Origin of the sequence: Enterobacter sp. UNJFSC 003, from assembly GCF_036903355.1 — a bacterium.
In the GTDB taxonomy this organism is placed as follows: Bacteria; Pseudomonadota; Gammaproteobacteria; order Enterobacterales; family Enterobacteriaceae; genus Enterobacter.
Genome location: NZ_JBAKHK010000002.1, coordinates 141744 through 157172, shown reverse-complemented (window position 1 = coordinate 157172; position 15429 = coordinate 141744). Strand labels below are relative to the sequence as shown.

Annotated in this window: 17 protein-coding genes; 7 read left to right on the top strand and 10 right to left on the bottom strand. The window is 54.8% G+C overall.

The window, feature by feature from the left end; all coding sequences use genetic code 11:
- Positions 1-121 precede the first annotated feature (121 nt).
- Both mlc and bioD read left to right on the top strand, forming a co-directional pair.
- Entirely contained in the window at positions 122-1342 is a 1221-nt protein-coding gene (gene mlc / locus V5P19_RS06785) for a sugar metabolism global transcriptional regulator Mlc (protein ID WP_334401456.1), read from the top strand.
- 131 nt (positions 1343-1473) lie between these two features.
- Positions 1474-2169 (top strand): dethiobiotin synthase, encoded by a 696-nt coding sequence (gene bioD / locus V5P19_RS06780; protein ID WP_334401455.1) that lies wholly within the window; start codon positions 1474-1476, stop codon positions 2167-2169.
- Here the strand turns inward: bioD and clcB are convergent.
- Positions 2104-3414, bottom strand: coding sequence for a voltage-gated ClC-type chloride channel ClcB (gene clcB, locus V5P19_RS06775; protein WP_334401453.1), 1311 nt, complete (start codon positions 3412-3414; stop codon positions 2104-2106). The two genes, bioD and clcB, sit on opposite strands and share 66 nt — an antisense overlap.
- A gap of 292 nt (positions 3415-3706) precedes the next feature.
- On the opposite strand from clcB, the gene V5P19_RS06770 reads away from it, so the two are divergent.
- A complete protein-coding gene (locus V5P19_RS06770) occupies positions 3707-4033 on the top strand; it encodes a hypothetical protein (protein WP_334402714.1) in 327 nt (108 codons plus the stop codon).
- Between the two features lie 62 nt (positions 4034-4095).
- On the opposite strand, the gene osmV is transcribed toward V5P19_RS06770, so the two are convergent.
- From osmV to V5P19_RS06730, 8 genes are all read right to left on the bottom strand, one after another.
- The gene (osmV, locus tag V5P19_RS06765) at positions 4096-5244 is read right to left on the bottom strand and encodes an osmoprotectant ABC transporter ATP-binding protein OsmV (RefSeq protein ID WP_334401451.1); all 1149 of its coding nucleotides are present in this window, start codon (positions 5242-5244) and stop codon (positions 4096-4098) included.
- A complete protein-coding gene (osmW, locus tag V5P19_RS06760) occupies positions 5244-5891 on the bottom strand; it encodes an osmoprotectant ABC transporter permease OsmW (protein WP_014169860.1) in 648 nt (215 codons plus the stop codon). The genes osmV and osmW overlap by 1 nt, the downstream gene beginning before the upstream one ends.
- A gap of 8 nt (positions 5892-5899) precedes the next feature.
- A complete protein-coding gene (gene osmX / locus V5P19_RS06755; protein WP_334401449.1) occupies positions 5900-6799 on the bottom strand; it encodes an osmoprotectant ABC transporter substrate-binding protein OsmX in 900 nt (299 codons plus the stop codon).
- An 18-nt stretch (positions 6800-6817) separates the two neighbouring features.
- On the bottom strand, positions 6818-7528 hold the full coding sequence (osmY, locus tag V5P19_RS06750) for an osmoprotectant ABC transporter permease OsmY (RefSeq protein WP_334401446.1): 711 nt from the start codon (positions 7526-7528) through the stop codon (positions 6818-6820).
- Positions 7529-7811: 283 nt separating this feature from the next.
- Positions 7812-8435, bottom strand: coding sequence for a glutathione S-transferase family protein (locus V5P19_RS06745; RefSeq protein WP_334401444.1), 624 nt, complete (start codon positions 8433-8435; stop codon positions 7812-7814).
- 68 nt (positions 8436-8503) lie between these two features.
- A complete protein-coding gene (locus V5P19_RS06740; RefSeq protein WP_334401442.1) occupies positions 8504-9247 on the bottom strand; it encodes a YoaK family protein in 744 nt (247 codons plus the stop codon).
- A gap of 130 nt (positions 9248-9377) precedes the next feature.
- Positions 9378-10574 (bottom strand): MFS transporter, encoded by a 1197-nt coding sequence (locus V5P19_RS06735; protein WP_334401440.1) that lies wholly within the window; start codon positions 10572-10574, stop codon positions 9378-9380.
- A 48-nt stretch (positions 10575-10622) separates the two neighbouring features.
- Positions 10623-11750 (bottom strand): alpha/beta hydrolase, encoded by a 1128-nt coding sequence (locus V5P19_RS06730; protein WP_334401438.1) that lies wholly within the window; start codon positions 11748-11750, stop codon positions 10623-10625.
- A gap of 114 nt (positions 11751-11864) precedes the next feature.
- Between V5P19_RS06730 and V5P19_RS06725 the strand changes: the two genes are divergently transcribed.
- The 4 genes from V5P19_RS06725 (at position 11865) to V5P19_RS06710 (ending at position 14775) form a co-directional block, all read left to right on the top strand.
- Complete coding sequence (locus tag V5P19_RS06725) at positions 11865-12749, top strand: LysR family transcriptional regulator (protein WP_334401436.1); 885 nt, start codon at positions 11865-11867, stop codon at positions 12747-12749.
- 187 nt (positions 12750-12936) lie between these two features.
- Positions 12937-13467: a type IV secretion protein Rhs gene (locus tag V5P19_RS06720; protein ID WP_334401434.1), complete on the top strand. Its 531-nt coding sequence runs from the start codon at positions 12937-12939 to the stop codon at positions 13465-13467.
- Positions 13464-13889: a putative T6SS immunity periplasmic lipoprotein gene (locus V5P19_RS06715; RefSeq protein WP_334401432.1), complete on the top strand. Its 426-nt coding sequence runs from the start codon at positions 13464-13466 to the stop codon at positions 13887-13889. Before V5P19_RS06720 ends, V5P19_RS06715 begins: the two co-directional genes overlap by 4 nt.
- A 430-nt stretch (positions 13890-14319) precedes the next feature.
- Positions 14320-14775, top strand: a complete 456-nt coding sequence (locus V5P19_RS06710; RefSeq protein WP_334401430.1) for a hypothetical protein — start codon at positions 14320-14322, stop codon at positions 14773-14775.
- Positions 14776-14819: 44 nt separating this feature from the next.
- On the opposite strand, the gene V5P19_RS06705 is transcribed toward V5P19_RS06710, so the two are convergent.
- Positions 14820-15230: an SgcJ/EcaC family oxidoreductase gene (locus V5P19_RS06705; RefSeq protein WP_334401428.1), complete on the bottom strand. Its 411-nt coding sequence runs from the start codon at positions 15228-15230 to the stop codon at positions 14820-14822.
- Positions 15231-15429 lie beyond the last annotated feature (199 nt).

The window sequence follows — 15429 nt, the reverse complement described above, 5'->3', positions numbered from 1 at the left end:
GGAAACGTGGGTAAAAATGTGCAGTAAATCACATGGCTAAGTAAATATTTGACGACGGCCATTGAAGTACTTCACCATAGCCCTCAGTTTATTTCGAAGCTCGAAAATAAGGGAGTACGAGGTGGTTGCTGATAGTCAGCCAGGGCATATTGATCAGATTAAGCAGACCAATGCTGGCGCGGTGTATCGCCTGATTGATCAGCTTGGTCCGGTATCGCGCATCGATCTTTCGCGCCTGGCACAGCTGGCACCCGCCAGTATCACCAAAATTGTTCGCGAAATGCTGGAAGCCCACCTGGTTCAGGAGACGGAAATTCAGGAGCCAGGCAGCCGCGGGCGCCCTGCGGTCGGTTTAATTGTTGAGACGGAAGCGTGGCACTACCTGTCGCTGCGCATTAGCCGGGGAGAAATCTTCCTCGCCCTGCGCGATTTGAGCAGCAAGCTGGTGGTAGAAGACCGAATCGAGCTGCCGCTGAAAGCCGAACACTCCCTCCTCGATGCGATCCTCATCCATATCGATCAGTTCTTTATTCGTCACCAGCAGCGGCTCGAACGCTTAACGGCGATTGCGATCACTATGCCGGGAATTATTGATACCGAGAATGGCATAGTGCACCGCATGCCGTTTTACGAGGATGTGAAAGAGATGCCGCTGGGCGAGGTGCTAAAAAACCATACCGGCGTGCCCGTTTATATCCAGCATGACATCAGCGCATGGACAATGGCTGAGGCGCTGTTCGGTGCGTCGCGCGGCGCGCGGGACGTGATTCAGGTTGTTATCGACCATAACGTGGGGGCGGGCGTCATCACCGACGGACGCCTTCTCCATGCCGGTAGCAGTAGCCTAGTGGAGATCGGTCACACGCAGGTTGATCCCTACGGCAAACGCTGTTACTGCGGGAACCATGGCTGTCTGGAGACGATTGCCAGCGTGGAGAGCGTGCTCGAACTGGCTCAGGTGAGGCTCAGCCAGTCCATGAGCTCTTCGCTCCACGGGCAGCCGCTCACTGTGGATTCCCTCTGCGCAGCGGCGCGTCAGGGCGATCTGCTGGCCAAGGACATTATTACCGGCGTGGGGAATAACGTTGGCCGCATTCTTGCCATTATGGTTAATCTCTTTAACCCGCAAAAAATTCTGATTGGATCGCCGCTCAGCCAGGCGGCAGACATCCTCTTCCCGGCGATCTCTGCCTGCATTAGCCAGCAGGCGCTTCCTGCCTACAGCAAAAACATTGTGGTGGAAAGTACCCAATTTTCCAATCAGGGCACGATGGCCGGTGCCGCGCTGGTGAAAGATGCAATGTACAACGGCTCGTTACTGATCCGCCTGCTGCAGGGATAACTCTTTTCCATAGATGTAAGAAATATTGCGCTATCTCAAGCCGGGTAGCGCACGCTTCCCGTAGACTTCCCCCTATTGAATTATTTACTTGGTTTATATTTCCGAAGCATACCCAAGAGGTGGAATGAGTCATGCTTAAGCGTTTCTTTGTAACGGGTACTGATACCTCTGTCGGGAAGACCGTTGTATCCCGCGCGTTGCTTCAGGCCCTGGCGGCAAGCGGTAAACGTGTTGCAGGGTACAAGCCGGTCGCAAAAGGCAGTAAAGAGACGCCAGAGGGGCTGCGAAATAAAGACGCCCTGGTGCTGCAAAGCGTCTCATCGCTGGAGTTGCCTTATCACGCGGTCAATCCTATTGCCTTAAGTGAAGATGAGAGCAGCGTGGCGCACAGCGGGTTGATTAATTACACCCTGTTGACGGATGGTCTTGCCAGCCTGAGCGGTAAAGTCGACCACGTTGTGGTCGAAGGCACGGGCGGATGGCGCAGCCTGATGAACGATTTGCGTCCGCTCTCTGAATGGGTGGTACAGGAACAATTACCCGTCGTGATGGTGGTCGGTATCCAGGAAGGGTGCATTAACCATGCGCTTCTGACGGCGCAGGCCATTGCGAATGACGGCCTGCCGTTAGTGGGCTGGGTGGCAAACCGTATCAACCCAGGCCTCGCGCACTACGCTGAAATCATTGACGTGCTGAGCAAAAAACTGCCTGGGCCATTAGTGGGTGAACTGCCGTATCTGCCGCGCGCCGAGCAGCGCGAGCTAGCGCAGTACATCGATCTCTCTGCCCTCGGTGGCGTGTTGTCCGTAGACAGAGTCGTGGCGTAGCGTTCTCGATAACACGGACGCAATCACGCACGCTATCAATAAGCCGGGCAGCAAAAAATACTGCCCGGTCATCTCACACACCATCAATGCCGACATAATGGGGGCATGCGTCGTGGCAGCCAGCAGCGTCGCCATTCCTGCCAGTCCCAGCAAGATCGTCGTTTCAGACCCCGGAAACCATAACGCGAAGAGCTGCGCAAACAGCATGCCCGTGGCCATTCCGACAAACAGCGTCGGCGTGAATACGCCCCCCGGCGCGCCTGAACCACTGCTTGCCAGCACTGCCAGCAATTTACAGATAAACACGCCAGCAATTACCGACAGCAGCGGCGGAGCGAGAACAAATGCCTGGACCACGCTATAGCCATTACCCCAGACTTTTGGTGTTAAAAGTGACAGCAGCCCGACAATCAAGCCACCCAGCGCCAGTTGCCACGGTGGCGAGAGTTTGAGGCGCAAAAATAAAAAATGACTCAACGCCATCAGCCACATCAGCAGCGGGCCGCAAAGGCCCGCCAGCAAACCCGTTGCGACAATGAATCCGTAATCGACCGCTGTAAGCGTTCCGCTAAGATGCACCTCATAGAGCGTGCTGGCGCCGGGGCTTAACAGGCGCGTTGTAAGCAGCGCCACGACAGCGGCAACCACCACAGGGCCAAGGGAGGCCAGCATCAGCGTGCCAAAAAGAATTTCAGCGATAAACAAGCTACCCGCGAGAGGGGCATGATAGGCGCTGGCCATCCCGGCAGCGGCCCCGCAGGCGATCCACAATTTCCATTCGGACTTCGGCGTAAAACGCCTGGCGAACAAAGAGGCCGCCAGCGCGGCAAGCAGGATCATTGCGCCTTCGCGGCCGATAGCGCTTCCGCTGGCCACCACAAGCAACGACGCCAGCGATTTTACCAGGCTGGCACTATAGTCGAAGCGTCCGTCTTCGGTTTCCAGCGCTTCCATATAATCGGTTGGCGCATGCGGGCGCTGCGCCGTCAGTCGCTGCCATCCCCACAGCAGTAATCCTGCCGCTAATCCGCCCAGCGCGGGGGTTAGCGCGCGTCGCCAGGGCGATAACGCCGCTGCGGCGTTGACCAGGCTGCCGCTGTCGTTACTCAAAATCAACCACTCCAGCAGATACATACTGTGGCGAAATACCGCAACGGCCAGCGCGGCCAGCACGCCGGTGACGGTTGCAATCAGCAGTCTGCGGAACATCGCGCGGATGTCGGGGTAAGCGTGAAGACGTTGCATGGGTCGCGATCAAACGGGAAAGATACGATATTGTGGCGGGAAATCGCGGGGTTAGCAAAAGATATGCGTGCGAAAAACGGTGAGATACGTTTCTTACATTTGCAAAACTAAAGGTGAACTTGGTAGACAGGTGGTTAGTTATACCGCTCTCTTTTAGATAGCTTGCTAATGACTATTCAATTACTTTTAAGTCTTTCTCTGATTTGGATCAACATCACGTTCTGAACGAAAAAGGATATTCATCAGCGGCAAGGTTTTGATGATTTTTTCCCACATAGAGCAACAAAAAATGATGAGAGCAGTAAAAGTAATTTCCGCCACCGTGCTGGCGCTGTCCCTGGCAGGATGTGCAACAAAGCAATATCCGCAGGCGCCTAACGTTACCGGCGCGGAGTCAACCGCGATGGATTGCAAAGCGCTGGATCTTGAAATTGCGAGGACGAAAAGCGTACAGCAGGAAATCGAGCAGACAGGTGAATTCGACGGCAGAACCGTTTTAGGTTTCCTGGGCGATTTTGGAATCGGTAACGGCATGGCGAAGGGGGAGGCCCGAAAAAAAGCCGAGAATCGACTCAACCAGTTAGACTCGCTGAAAGCCGCTAAGTGCAAACAACAATAAGTTAACAAGCCCGCCTGGCGGGCTTGTTTTTTATACGAACCATCACCTCTGCGCGTGCACGATTAGCTTCCGCTATGAATATTCAGCGCCCGGCGCGTACGCCCTGAACTCAGGTATTCCGCAATGTAGTCCTGCGAAATCTCGCCGTTATAACGCCCGTCTTCATCCACAATCGGCATCCAGCTGGTATTGCTCTCGTACAAGCGAGAAAGCACCACGCGCAGGTTGTCCTCGGCCTTACCGGTCATGCGGAACGGGTGAATAATATCAGCACAGGCACCGCTGGCGTTGCGCGCTTCCCGGCGCTTCACAAAGCCTAACGGTTTACCCTGATCATCGACCACGGTGATCGCCCGGATATCATTATCATCCATGGTCGCAAAGGCTTCGGGAAGCGGCGTAGAGCCCCGCACCGTGATGGTCGGCTGCTGGTCGGTCACGTCGCCCGCAGAGACCAGCAGCAGGCGCTTCAGCGTACGGTCCTGGCCGACAAACGAGCCGACAAACTCATTCGCCGGTTTCGCCAGCAGCTCATCGGGGCTTGCGCACTGAACGATTTTCCCCTGGCGGAATACCGCGATACGGTCGCCGAGCTTCAGGGCCTCGTCGATATCGTGGCTCACCAGCATGACGGTTTTTTTCAACGTGCGCTGCATCTCGAGGAACTGGTTCTGGATCACCTCGCGGTTGATGGGGTCGACCGCGCCGAAGGGTTCATCCATCAGCAGTACCGGAGGATCTGCGGCCAGGGCGCGAATCACGCCGATACGCTGCTGTTGCCCCCCGGACATTTCACGCGGATAGCGATTGAGGAACTTATGGGGATCCATCGCCACCATATCCATCAGCTCCTCGGCGCGGGTTTTGCAGCGCGCTTTGTCCCAGCCCAGCATGCGCGGCACGACGGTAATGTTTTCTTCGATGGTCATGTTTGGGAACAGGCCAATCTGCTGGATCACGTAGCCAATATTGCGGCGCAGCGTAACGGTATCCATGCCGCTGGTATCTTCGCCGTTAATCAGGATCGTTCCGCTGCTCGGGGCAATCAGGCGGTTAATCATCTTCAGGGTGGTGGTTTTGCCGCAGCCGGAGGGGCCGAGCAGGACGCACATTTCTCCTTCGGGCACGTTCAGGTTGACGTTGTCCACGGCCTTCATGGTCTGGCCGTGCTTCTGTGAAAATTGTTTGGTGAGGTTTTCCAGTTTTATCATTATCGAATCCCCTTTGGAGTCAGTACCACCTGCAGACGGTGCAGCAGCCAGTCGAGCACAATCGCTAACAGACAAATCATCAGCGCGCCCGCAATCAACATGCGAATATCACTCCCGCCAATACCATTGAGCAGCAGCAGGCCGAGGCCACCCGCGCCGATAACGGCAGCAATCGCCATCACGCCGATGTTCATCACGACGGCGGTGCGGATCCCCCCGAAAATCACCGGCAGCGCCATCGGAATTTCAACCCAGCGCAGACGCTGCCAGAAGGTCATCCCGATACCGCGGCCCGCTTCGCGCAGGCCAGGCGGCAGGCTGTCGAGGGCGGTGTGGGTGTTCCGTACAATCGGCAGCAGCGAGTAGAGAAACACCGCCGTGATGGCGGGCAGGGCGCCAATCCCCTGACCGATCAGCGAAAATAGCGGGATCATCAGGCCAAACAGAGCAATGGACGGAATGGTCAGCACGATGGTGGCTATTCCCAGCACCGGCGTTGCCAGCCACTTATGGCGGACAATCAAAATGCCCAGCGGGACGCCGATGAGAATGGCTAAGCCTACGGCCAGCGCCACCAGCCACAGATGCTGCAGCGTCAGGGTCAGCAGGTAGTCCCAGTTATCGAGAATGTAGTGAATCGTCTCCATAGCGCCTCCTACAGCAGCTGTTTGCTACGCAGGAAATCTCGGGCGACCTGCTGCGGTGACTGATGGTCGATATCCACCTTCTTGTTCAGTTCGGTGATAACGTCGTTATTGAGCTGGGCCGAGAGGGTGTTGAGCGCCTCTTCCAGGCCCGGGTTGGCCTCCAGCGTGTCCTTACGCACCACCGGGGTGACCGCATAGCTCGGGAAGAAGCCTTTATCATCCTTCAGCACTTTCAGGTCGAAACCCTTCACGCGGCCGTCGGTGGTGTAAATCAGACCGGCGTCGACGAAGCCGTCGCGCACCGCGTTATAGACCAGGCCGGGGTCCATCTGGAGGATCTGCGGGCGATCCAGCGTCAGGTTATAGGCCGCCTGAAGCGGTTTCATGCCGTCGCTGCGTCCGGCAAACTCCAGGTCTAAGCCCAGCAGCCAGTTTTTGTCCGGGTTGGTTTTACGAACCTGTTCTATCTTCGCCACCATTTCCGACATGGTGTTGATATGTTCCGCCTCGGCGCGCTTGCGCTGCATGGCGAAGGCATAAGTGTTGTTCATGTCGGCGGGTTTGAGCCAGACCAGACCGTGCTTCGCGTCGAGGCGTTTCACCGTCTCGTAAGACGCCTGCGGCGACATGCGCTTGTTGATGTGGTTAAAGATGAGTAATGACGTGCCGGTGTACTCCCAGGTCATATCAATCTGCTTGTTGATCATTGCGTTACGGGAAATCACCGTGGCGATATTGGTTTGCGGCTGAACCTGAAAGCCCTTCTTTTGCAGGTACTGCACGGTCATCGCCGAGAGAATATGCTGCTCGGTAAAGCTTTTGGTCGCCAGAATCAGCGGGGCCGCCATTGCCTGGCTGGTGAACAGCGCCGCGGCACACAGCGCCGTCAGGCCGGAAAACAGTCTCATAAAAGCTCCTTGTTATTGTTATCGAGCGAGATGAGGACTCATCACGCGACCCAGCGCCGCCAGCAGGGTATCGAGGATCAGGGCGAACAGGGCGGTGGCCGCCGCGCCGAGGATCAGGGTTGGGAAATCGTTCAGGTAAATACCGGGGAAAATCAGCTCGCCATAGCTGCTGGCGCCAATCAGGAACGCCAGCGGCGCGGTACCGACGTTAATGGCGGTGGCGATGCGGATCCCCGAGAGCATAACCGGCCAGGCAGCAGGCAGCTCGACCTGGCGCAGACGCTGCCATTTGGTCATCCCAATCCCGTTTGCCGCTTCCAGTAACGACGGCGGGACCGAGCACAGCCCGGCGTAGGTATTGCGCACTATCGGCAGCAGCGAAGCGAGGAACAGAGCGATAATGGCGGGCGTATCGCCGATGCCAATCACCACCATCGCCAGCGCCAGCACGGCCAGCGGCGGCAGCGTGTTACCGACGTTGAAGATTTGCATCACGTATTCGGCGATACCCCGCGCGGCCGGGCGGCTCAGCAGGATCCCGGCTGGAATACCGACCAGCAGGGCAAAAAACATCGACGAGAAAACCAGAATCATGTGCTGTTGCCCGAGATAGACCAGGTCCACCTGGCGCGCTTTGATCGTCTCCAGCCCGATCCCCCAGACGAGGAGGGAGAGGACCACGATAATAGCGCTGACAAACAGCAGCGAACGTTTGAGTAATGGGTGCATTGCGGTGTGTCTCCCTGTGCGCATGCGTTATAGCAACTACCGGTTGCCTGTTGTTATGCCATGTTTCGGCAGGGGTGTTTCAGCTATAGCAAGCGAATGGGAAGGGTTCCAGCGAAGGGGTAAAATCAGTAACCCTATGAAAAATGAGACAACCTTAGGTCAAGCCTTATGGTAAAAGGCCTTGGTGTGGGTGAGTCAGAATTGTCTTAAAGATATTTTTTATAAGTGACGCTGTCACTTAATGAGGGCGGTAACCCGCAGGACGTGCTGCGGGTTGGCGGCATTACACCATGCCGTTATTGCCGTGGCGTAAAAACGGCGGACGTTCATTTAGGCGTTCAAACCAGGCTTCAACAGCGGGCACGGCAGGTTTATCAAACGGCGTCATTTTCCAGCGGTTAACCGACAACCCCAGCACGATATCCGCGAGGGTGAAGGCGTCACCCGCCACCCATTCCCCTGAACGCTGGAGCTGTTGCTCAAGAATAGCGATGCAGTGATTCCACTCTCTAATACCTGCGGCGATTCGGTCTGGATCGTTAAAATCCGGGTTGTTACGGCCCAGGGCCGGGAAGACATAGCGCCAGGCGTTGTTGAATTCCGTCGCTTGCCAGTCCATCCAGCGTTCGACGTTAGCACAGCCCTGCGGCTCGTCGGGGAGCAGATCGTAGCGACCCGCTTTACGCGTCAGATAACGGCAGATCGCGTTGGATTCCCATAACACAAAATCGTCGTCGATCAGTACCGGCACCATGGCGTTCGGGTTCATGGCGCGGAAGGCCTCCGTTTGCGTTGAGGCGAAGCCGCTACCGTAATCTTCCTGCTGATACGCAATACCAGCTTCTTCGCAGGTCCAGAGCACTTTACGCACGTTAATGGAGGTTGTTTTGCCGAGGATTTTAATCATGCAGACGCTTCTCTTCACTGTGGGGAATCGTTTAAAAACAATACACCCGCAGTGAAGAAAAGAGGGAATTATTTACTGAGAGCAGGGCGAACCCTGCGCACGCGAAGCGAGATCCTCATGATGGAGAAGGTCGCAACCACAACGAGCATTAAGCCCAGCGCCAGCATCGCGTGAAATCCAAACTCTCTGAACAGGATCAGCCCTGCAATACCGCCGGTAATAAACGAAAACAGGGTGGTTAAATGGGTTTTGAGCTGGCTTTTTTGGGCCGCTGTATCTTTAGAGTAATCCCGTCGCAGCATGGCGACGACGACAGAGGCCAGCGATATTCCCGCATCGGTAAGCGTTCCTGTGATATGCGTCGATCTCACCCGTCCGCTGGAAAGCTGAGTGGAAGTGGAATTATGAATGCCCATCAGGCCGCACAAGAAAACGATAATCTGACGATTTGTGGAAAAGGAGTGGAAATACATTTCGTACAGCGAAACGCCGGCCAGTAATAATCCCTCAATAATCAGAATCTGACAAAAAATGAGCCTGACGTTATGGATAATGCCCCACAGCACCATTATGCGCGCCGCTATCGCTCCCGCCACAAATGAAAGGATAATAGCGCCGAAGAAAAGAATATCGTTCAGGTCAGTGGAAGAGACTTCACTTGATAACTGGGAGGTATTGCCCGTCATGTGGGAGGGAAAGAAGCCAAACGCACCCAGCGCGATGGCATTCAGCAAACCTGCAGAGGTCGCCAGCCACAGGGCAAGCCGACGATCCTCCTGATGCGTTCGATCTTTTTTTAGCTTAATGAGCAAAGAATACCTCCGGTTTGAGCTTTGCCTTTTCAGGCTAGCAAAGCGCGTGAACGGGCTGACCAGGATATTGCTTAATTATTAGCGTATTGAAAAAGAGTGGGGGTTTCGTAATTAATTAAAATAAGCCTGTTTATTTAATGCCTTTAGCAAGCTGGCGGGACGTGTAAAAGGTCATTACCGCCGCGCTTATCAGCAATAGCCCGCTCATGGCGAACGTGCTTTGCCAGCCAACATGGTCAAACACCGTGCCGCCCGCCGTTGAGCCCAGCGCAATGGAAAGCTGAATGACCGCAACCATCAGCCCGCCGCCTGCTTCAGCATCATTGGGAAGGGTGCGCGCGAGCCACGTCCACCATCCGGTAGGTGCTGCCGTTGCCAGCATCCCCCAGAAACCGAGCAGCAGGGCGACGCCCCCGACGCTTTGTCCGGAAAGAATTAACAATCCGGCAATGGCGGCCATCAGCAGAGGGATCGCCATCAACGTCAGGTAAAATGCGGCGTTCAGGATTGGGGCGATAATCAGGGTGCCGATAAAGCCCGCCGTTCCGATAGCCAGCAGGATCAGCGATAGCCCGGCATCACTCACCTGCGTAACCGTTTCAAGAAACGGTCGCACGTAGGTAAAGAGCGCAAATTGCCCCATAAAGAACAGGCCGCAGGCAATCAGGCCGACAGTAACCACGGACTGGCGAAGCAAGCGAAATACGCTCCCGCCCGCAGCGGTATTTTTATTGCCTTTCATCGTCGGCAGGCTAAAGCACTGCCAGATAAAGGCCACGATCGCCACGGGAACCAGACACAGAAAGGCGCCGCGCCAGCCAAGGGTTGCGCCAAGATAACTGCCCAGCGGGGCCGCCACGACCGTCGCCAGCGCGTTCCCGCCGTTGAAAATCGCCAGCGCGCGGGAAACCTGATGTCGCGGCACAAGTCGAATTGCCGTTGCGGCGGACATTGACCAAAAGCCACCGATCGCGATACCAATTAGCGCTCGGCCAGCCATATACACCGAGTAACGGGATGCGAAGGCAATAACGATCCCCGATACCGCCATCAGCAACGTCATCCCCAGCAGGAGATATTTGCGATTCATATTGCCGGCCAGCCGGGACAGGAAGAGGCTGGTCACAACGGCCAGCGCGCCGGAGATGGCAATTCCCTGGCCCGCGAGCCCCTCCGTCACGCCCAGATCCCTGGCGATGGGCGTAAGCAAGCTAACGGGCATAAATTCTGATGCAATCAGCACAAATACGCACAAGGTCATGGCAAAAATCCCGCCCCAGTACGACGTTTCGGCTTGTTGTGATGTGGTTTGGCTTAATGTGGACATATTCAGATTTCATCAAGAGCCACCCGTAAAAACGGGTGGCATAGGGGGTTATTTCAGGCTGGTTTTGAAGAACTGCTCGAACTGCGCGAAAGGGATCTTCCCGGCAGCATTGTCGTACAGGTCGACATGGTTCGCGCCCGGGACAATCACCAGCTCTTTCTGTTTGCTGCCGACGGCTTTATACGCATCTTCTGCAAAATAGCGGGAGTGCGCGTTTTCACCGGTAACGATAAGCGTCGGAATGGTAATCTCCCCGGCATAGCTCAGCAGCGGCATATTCATGAACGATAATGGCGTTGTCGCGGTCCATGCGCCGGTGGAGTTGACGGAACGCGGATGGAAGCCGCGCGGCATCCGGTAATAGTCATAGAACTCTTTTACGACCGGATGCGGATTGGCAGGCAATGTCTCCGGCAGAATACGATCGGCTACGCTTACCTTCCCGTTCTCATCGACGTTAATGTCATGCCCTGCATGGGCAAAGATGCCGCTCTGCGCATCTTTCCAGCGCTGTTCATTCAGATACTGCAACACGGCGCGGCGGTCGGCCGTTGAGTAACGATCTTTCCCGTCACCCACGCCGTGCCCCATGGCGCGGCTCATGTCATACATCACGCTGGTGGCGACCGCTTTGACGCGGGTATCCATGGAGGCCGCATTCAGCGCCATCCCGCCCCAGCCGCAGATGCCGAGAATGCCGATGCGGTTATGGTCGACCTCTTTCTGTAGCCCCAGGAAATCCACCGCCGCGCTAAAGTCTTCGGTGTTGATATCCGGAGAGGCGACGTTGCGCGGCTGTCCGCCGCTTTCACCCGTGTAGGACGGGTCGAACGCCAGGGTCACAAAACCCTGTTCTGCCAGGGTCTGCGCATACAGGCCGCTGGACTGCTCCTTAACCGCGCCAAAGGGGCCGCTGACGGCGATTGCCGCCAGCTTACGGTCTGCACGGTCTTTCGGGAGATACAGATCGCCCACGAGGGTAATTCCGTAGCGGTTCTGGAACGACACTTTGCGGTGGTCGACTTTGTCACTCTCGGCGAACGTTTTGTCCCAGGTGGTCACCATCGAAATGGGCGCGTTTGGGTTGGTTGTTTCTGCATAACTCATTGTCGTTACTCCACTTAATGATGCGCATAGCAGCATCGCAACTGACAGTTTTTGGGTGAATGTTTTCATCAGAGATACCCTGCGTTGTTGTGATGCGGTCATTATAGTGAGCAGAAATAGTGCTGATTAGAGGCCCAGAACTGCTAGGATTCATATCAGATTGTTATAAATGGCGAAGGCAAGATGGCGAAACGGGAAAACTATAATGAGCTGTATCTCTTTATGCAGGTGGTGCGGGAGGGAAGCTTTACGGCTGCCGCGCAGCGGCTCGGGCTGGCACAATCTGGAATAAGCCGTTCGGTGCGGGAACTGGAAGCGCGCCTGGGCGTTCAGCTGCTGGTACGCACAACGCGAAAACTGTCGCTGACCCACGCGGGGGAGCAGCTCTATCAGACCGCCGAGTCCGCGTTCGATACGCTTGATAATGGCCTTGCGACCCTGGCGCATTTCCGCGAGACGCCGTCCGGTACGGTACGGATTAACGCCAGTCAGCACGCCATCGATAAATGTCTTCTGCCAAAGCTTGCGGTCTTTAAGCAGCGCTATCCTGATATTCGCCTGGAATTGATGAACGAGAGTCGATTTGTCGACATCATCACCGAACGGTTCGATGCGGGCGTTAGGCTGGGCCCGGAGGTGGCGCAGGGGATGATCGCGGTGCGCATCACGCCCGATATGGAGATGGCCGTGGTTGGTACTCCGGAACATTTTCGGCGCCACGGTTTCCCGCAGACGCCAGCGGATTTAGGGGGGCATCCCTGCATCGCCTACCAGTTTGCCGATGGCAGCCTCTATCAGTGGGAGCTTGTGGTGGACGGAAAGAGCGTTACCCATCGGCCGGAAGGGCAATGGGCGCTGTCGGACAGCTATATGGAAGCCGAAGCCGCCCGTCTGGGGCTCGGGCTGGCCTATGTGCCGGTGGAGCTGGTGGCCGACGATCTGGAGCGCGGCACGCTTATCCGGGTTTTGCAGCGCTACAGCCTGCGCATGGACGGGCTGTTCCTCTATTATCCGCATCGTAACGTGTCGCCCGCGCTGAGAGCGGTGATTGATACGTTGAGGATTTAGGGGAGGGGGTTGTTGTTCTGGAAATGCGCCTCAAAATTCGTAATTGCTCACAGAACGCAGGTGATATGAAGTTCACATGTTTTATTTTTGCTAGAATCAACGAGTTAGTCGTTATGATATGTTGTGTCGGTAAAAAACGAAGGCAAATATATTAATAACTTATTGAAAATAACATTATGGAGGATGTGTGAGTGATACTGAAGGAAGTTTAAGACTCTTGACCCCCGGTGAAATAGCATTAGCGAGATCTGTCTTCGGAAGTTCTATAGCCTATTCGCGTGTCTGGATTCATCATGCGAGCTACTTCCCATTTAAACTTCAGGGAAGGAATGTTGCGATGAGCCCTAACGGTGAGCTCTACTTTCGGGACTGGTATTGTGAAGACTTCGCGACCAAATCATTTCAATATCAACACCTTTTCATCCATGAAATGTCACATGTCTGGCAGTATCAAAGGGGTGTGTGGGTAAGAATGAAAGGTCTTGTTAGTGGTTTTATTAGCTACGAATACTCGTTTGAGAATGATAAAAAACTCCTTGACTATAGATTAGAACAACAAGCACAAATCATAGCCGATTATTTTTTGCTTCGTAAATTTGGACGAAATCTGTGGTCAGGAAGGAGAGGAGAAGATCGTGAAGTTTCCTATGTGGGACCTGTAGACGATCGGCTTAACGCAAACTATCAAAAAGTTCTTGAAGGATTCCCGTTCAAATGATCATATTTAAAAACAGCACAATATTATTAATTGTCCTTCTGAGCGGCTGTACATTAGGTGAAAATCTCGATCACAGGTATACCAAAGAAACATCAATTCCTGCGCATATGAGAAACAATGATGTTTGCCTTACCTTACCTATGCAGGGCCAGGAGGTAGTGGTATCAGCAATTACATATAACATTGAGAAACCTGAAGAGCAGATTATTTTCCCATCTGGCAAACAACCGCAATCCGGTCTTTTCTGTATTCTGCCCGGCGAATTTACATTCAAAGCAGATCGGGAGTACCTCACTCAGATTGAAGTGAATGTAGGAACAGAGGGAGAAGATAAGAAAATAACCAGAAAAGCGTATGTTTCAACCTTCAAGGTTACAGGAAACGGCGACAGACTTAATATTATTCAGACCGAACATAATTAACCTCTCACATACCAAGTGCGGATTAGCATACATAGCTCTGAGGGCGGAGGTTGATCCGCTAAAGAGTAGCTTTTAGATGGCCGGCTAAGCGAAGCGCCCCCGGCTTGACCGCCTTTCTGGAAGACGCCTCGCAAACTGCAAAATAACCCTCTGTAATCGAGGGTTATGTCTTTTATTCATTTCTACGGAGTCGTAAAGTGCCTGCGTTGCGGCACATCCGCAATCGGGCGTAGGAACCCGCATCTACAGAGCGATATTTATATGTCGCGACAGCGCCGAACTCGTTAAAATTGCGGTGGCGCTGGCGGAGCAGCCGCAAGGCTGGCCGTTTTCTCTGTGGGCGGCATTCCTACCTCTGTCAGCGCTACCCCCTCGAGCGTAGGAACTCATCGGGTGGTTCACCCAATTTACACACTGAGGATGCCTTACGATGGCTACTACCCGAACCCTGACTTATCTCCCGTCTGACGAAAACGTCATTCTGCAACTTATCTCCCGGCCGTTTCCGGCTGATGCCGATCTTTTCATCGTCGCCGACAACTGCGCCGCGCTGGTAAGCGTGCTGGTCGAAATCGAGGATGCAAAGATGTTTACCGTGCTTTGCGAGCGTCTCCTTCAGGCTCTGCGTAAGCTGCGAGAACTCTGCGATGTCGATCTTCCGCCAGACCTGATCGCGCAGTTGATCATGGGTGAGAAAATGAACTCCTGCGTGCCGGACTGCTGGCAGGACACCCTAACTCAGGTGGACTATGTTCTGGCGCTGACACAAGCGGTTATAGGTGGAACGCTGCCCGCCCACGTAGCGAAAGAGCTTACGGGCTTGCTGCACGATATGGTGTGGCTGCTGGCTGAGTTCGTGAAGGAGCCGCGCATTACTGCGCATTAAGGATGCTGGCGTGGAGGGGCGGTAGCGCCCCTTTGAATGCGTGATTAACATGATGAGTTCGCGGTATCAAGAAGCGACGTACCGTAGGAGTTGTCGATGGTACAAAGCCAGCGACCGTCGCTTTCCTGTCGAAAAACATAGGTCGCGCGACGAGATATTTCCGTTCTTCCGCCCTGACCATCAGGAAAACGCAGAACGGTTTCCATGATAACGAGTGCATTACCACCCCCCTCTATTACCTGCATCTCCCCTTGTTCGACGATCAGCTGATCCTGAAAATAATCCGAGATAGCAATAAACGCGCTGCGGATATTGTCTTTGCCTTTAACCGTCATGCCGGGTTTGACCACCAGAGCCGCGTCTTCCGCGTAGTACTCCATCAGGGCGTCATAGTTTTTGGTCGTGATGGCGTGGTCGCAGGATTCGATTATCTGGCGTAGCGGGTGTGGGGTCATGCGCGTTTCCTCTTTGGGGGGTAAACACGTATTAACGTAACAGCCTGGTGCGTTTGTATAGCTACCAGGTTTTGTGGCTGGTGGCTTTAGGTTTGAAGTTGAGGGGGTAGCCAGGATCTCGCTGCGGACCTAGGCCAAGTCTTACATGCATCGTGGCGGTTTGAGATGCAATATTGTGCCGGAGAGGCGTTGTCAGTTC